Source organism: Halomonas sp. 3A7M (assembly GCF_014897875.1).
Lineage (GTDB): Bacteria > Pseudomonadota > Gammaproteobacteria > Pseudomonadales > Halomonadaceae > Vreelandella.
Map to the genome: position 1 here is coordinate 1 of NZ_JABUZD010000059.1, position 3,183 is coordinate 3,183.

Consider the following 3,183-nt stretch of genomic DNA (forward strand, 5'->3'; position numbering starts at 1 on the left):
ATATCGGCGTCTTCACAGCCCGCCTGACGCAGCACAATGGGATATGACGCCGAGCCCGTCACGGTGCGGATATCCAGTTTGGTGTGCAGTTCGCGCAGTTTTGCGCCGTCGGTATCGACAACGGTGATGTCATTCTCTTCGCGGGCAAGGTGCTCCGCCAGGGTGGCACCAACTTGGCCGGCACCCAAAATAATGATTTTCATTGCTGATGTTCCTTACGATCTAAGTCAACACATAATCGATAGCCAATGCCCTGCTCGGTTTGCAGTAACGAAGGTGATTGAGGGTTGTCGCCTAGTTTTTGACGAAGTTTGCTAACGACGATGCGCAGATAATGGGTATCTTCTTGATGAGTAGGACCCCAAATATCGCGTAATAGGTGTGTCTGTGTGACCAATCGGCCGGCGTGACTTATCAGCAGAGTCAGGACTGAGAACTCTTTAGGTGTTAGGTGGATTATATGGTCATTTAGCGTAACAACGTGTGCTGATACATCAACGGTTAAGTTACCGTAGTGGTAACGGTGGGGCGTCGTATTCAGCTCTCTCCTACGCAGTAATGCGCGGATACGTGCCAAGAGCTCTTGGATGCCAAAGGGTTTGGTCACATAGTCGTTGGCTCCATTGTCGAGAGCTCTTACTTTTTCAGTTTCGTTACCCCTTACTGAAACCACGATGATCGGCACCTCACTTTGGCAGCGTATTTCGTCAAGTACTTGTTGGCCGTCCATATCGGGTAAGCCGAGGTCTAGTAACACAAGATCAACACCAGTTATGGCGCTTTTTTCTGAAGTTACTAGCGCTCTTATACCTGCCTGTCCTGTGTCAGCTTCAATGATTTGAAATCCTTGAGAGCTTAAGCTGATGCGCAAAAATTGACGGATGTGAGGTTCGTCCTCAATCACTAGCACCTTTGGTCGCTCAAGCGTCATAGATTGGCTCCTGGTTTTCGGTAGCAAGGGGCAGGATCATGATAATTTGGGTGCCTATACCATTTGGCCCTGTCTCTGCATAAACCTTGCCTTGATGGGCGCCTAGCATCCCTCGGCAAATTGCCAGCCCTAACCCACTTCCATGTAAGCTTCGGTCACCTTGATTACCCGTAAAAAACATTTCGAATACTTGTGCGCGCATTTCTGGCGGAATGCCAGGGCCTTGGTCGGTCACTGAAAACAGGAGCGTTTGTCCATCATCACTTTCGGCGGCTGCAATATTGATGACACCGTTGCAAGGCGAAAAACGTGCGGCATTTTCTATCACGTTAACTAAAGCTTGCTCGATCAGAGCGGGATTAACATAGAGCAACGGCAGCGTATCTGTTGCCCACTGCTGTTCAATTTTTAAATGAACCAACGTGTTTGCTAGGCGCTTGATGGCCGAGGTGACTAGGTCATCAAAAGCTACCCAGTCACGTTCAATGGCTAATTCACCATGACCTAGTCGGGTCATATCCAACAGGTTTTGAATGTAGCGGTTCAATCGTTCGCTTTCACTTAGCACGCCGTCTAATAATTCAAATCGATCTTGTCGGCTTAATTGCTCGTCTAGAGTACGAAGCGAGCTAGTGGCCCCAATAATAGACGCTAGTGGGGTGCGAAGGTCGTGAGAAACAGAGGCTAACAAAGCAGAACGCAGCCGCTCTTGTTCTTCGGCAAGCCGGGATGCGTTGAGTGCCAGCATGCGTTTACGACTATCGCCTGCAGTCTTGCCAACCACTAACGCGATAAGTAGGAAGAACAGCAGTGTTAACAGCTGCTCACGTTCATATACCGCGAGAGAAAAGTAAGGCGTAGTAAAAAAGAAATTAAACGTAATAAAACTAACAACTGCACTGAGAAGCGCTGCATAGCTACTAGTTAGTATAGCGCAGGCTAATACAGCGGTTAGAAAGATCAAGGAGAGGTTAGCCAGAGCCAACCATTCATGCAACCAACAAGCGATGGCTAAGGCAACGGAATTGCTCACTACAACTGTTAGAAGCTCGTGAAGGTTGGGTAAGCGCAGGGAAAGTGACATGAAAAGAGTCCTCAACGTCGCCAGAACATCGGTGTGAGCAGCACCACGACCGTTAAAATTTCCAGGCGGCCCATTAACATGCCAAGGCACAGTAGCCATTTAGCGGCATCGGGTAGTGTTGCAAAGTTACCTGCCGGGCCAATGGTGTCACCGAGACCCGGGCCTACATTCGCCACCGCAGTGGCCGCACCGGAAAGGGCAGTGACTAAGTCCAGTCCCAATGCTGAAAGGCTTAAGGCAAGCACTGCAATCGTGATAAAAAAGAAGAAAGAGAAGGCCACTACGCTACGGGAAATATCGTTGGTCACCGGCTGCTGATTATAGCGCGTTGTGAAAACACCATTAGCGTGAATCAGGTAGCGCAACTGATTACGCAGCATCAGCATAGCGATTTGGAACCGGAAAACTTTCATACCACCGCTGGTAGAGCCGCTACAGCCACCTATAAACGTAAGATAGAAGAACGCCGCGATGGGTAATGAACCCCACAGCGTATAGTCGTCGGATGCATAGCCAGTGGTGGTTACAACTGAAATGACGTTAAACGTGACGTGGGTGAGCGAGACAAACCAATCATCGCCTTGTAAAACGCGCCATGTGCTAAGAACTAAAATTGCTGCTAGCAGGAGTTTTAACAAACCACGCACCTGTTGGTCTTTCCACAGGGCGCTGCGGGAGGTACGAATAAAGCGAATATATAAGACAAAGGGTAGCGCGCCACTCAGCATAAAAAGGCTACCCATCCATACCAACCACGGTTGCTCAGCGTAGGCACCAAACGATGCGTCAGAGTTGGCAAAGCCACCGGTCGCCAGTGATGTCATCCCGTGAACCACGGCATCTAGTGGCAGCATTCCACCGACCCAATAGCTCAACATGGCCAGTAGTGTCAGCGCCACGTAGATAGTTAGCGTTGCTTTTGCAATACCTCCCGTACGAGGCATTACTTTATCGGACCAATCCGAAGATTCAGTGTGAAATAGCCGCATGCCGCCTACTTTAAGAAACGGCAGAATAGCGATGCCCATGACGATAATGCCGATGCCACCCATCCACTGCATTAAGCCTCGCCACAGCTTTAATCCGTCGGATAACTCTTCGATCCCCGTTAAAATGGTGGAACCGGTAAGTGCCTAACCGAAAGTTTTCGTGCATAATGTATGTAGGA

3 protein-coding genes and 1 pseudogene are annotated in these 3,183 nt (G+C 49.5%); all 4 read right to left on the reverse strand.

The window, feature by feature from the left end; all coding sequences use genetic code 11:
• Positions 1-203, reverse strand: a 203-nt coding sequence (locus tag INT19_RS05000; protein WP_193059941.1) for an NAD-binding protein, incomplete at its 3' end; no start/stop codon positions are given.
• On the reverse strand, positions 200-931 hold the full coding sequence (locus INT19_RS05005) for a response regulator (RefSeq protein WP_193059942.1): 732 nt from the start codon (positions 929-931) through the stop codon (positions 200-202). The genes INT19_RS05000 and INT19_RS05005, both read right to left, overlap by 4 nt.
• A complete protein-coding gene (locus INT19_RS05010; RefSeq protein ID WP_193059943.1) occupies positions 921-2,015 on the reverse strand; it encodes an ATP-binding protein in 1,095 nt (364 codons plus the stop codon). The genes INT19_RS05005 and INT19_RS05010 overlap by 11 nt, the downstream gene beginning before the upstream one ends.
• A gap of 11 nt (positions 2,016-2,026) precedes the next feature.
• Positions 2,027-3,142: pseudogene (locus INT19_RS05015) on the reverse strand (TrkH family potassium uptake protein); the annotation flags it as partial.
• Positions 3,143-3,183 lie beyond the last annotated feature (41 nt).

Excerpts from the sequence above, each read along its gene's own strand:
- INT19_RS05005 (WP_193059942.1), bottom strand. The coding sequence starts at position 931 with ATGACGCTTGAGCGACCAAAGGTGCTAGTGATTGAGGACGAACCTCAC.
- INT19_RS05010 (WP_193059943.1), bottom strand. The coding sequence starts at position 2,015 with ATGTCACTTTCCCTGCGCTTACCCAACCTTCACGAGCTTCTAACAGTT.